1 protein-coding gene is annotated in these 440 nt (G+C 37.3%); it reads right to left on the bottom strand.

The annotated features are described in order from the left end of the window. The coding region (locus tag FPV16_RS25945) for an ABC transporter permease subunit (protein ID WP_413629429.1) at positions 1-440 on the bottom strand (440 nt) is incomplete at both ends.

Below are 440 nucleotides of genomic sequence, written 5' to 3'. Positions count from 1 at the left end.
TTCCACATGTTCCAAACTGCAAGTAAGGATAAAATTAATCCTATCAAGATTGAAGTTACATGCAGTTCACCTCCACCAATAAAATCAGGAATATAACCAGAACTCAATTTAGTGAAAAATGTCGGAAAAGGTGCAAGTGTGGTTCCTCCAAGGATAACTTGCGTTAGTCCTCTAAAGGATAGTAATCCTGCAAGTGTAACAATAAAGGCTGGAATTCCAATATAAGAGACCCAAAATCCGTTCCAAGCTCCTATTAATCCACCAACTAATAAAGAAACTGAAATAGCCATCATCGGATGCCATTGCCATTGAACCATCATAACAGCAGAGGCGGCTCCAACAAACGCTACTACTGATCCTACTGATAAATCTACGTCTCCTAATAAAATAACTAGTAACATTCCTATAGCTAAAACTAATACATGGCTATTTTGCAATAT

The organism is Methylobacterium sp. W2, from assembly GCF_020662345.1.
Classification (GTDB): Bacteria; Pseudomonadota; Alphaproteobacteria; order Rhizobiales; family Beijerinckiaceae; genus Methylobacterium.
The sequence above is the reverse complement of the archived record's forward strand: the minus strand, read 5'-3'. Positions and strand labels throughout refer to the sequence as shown.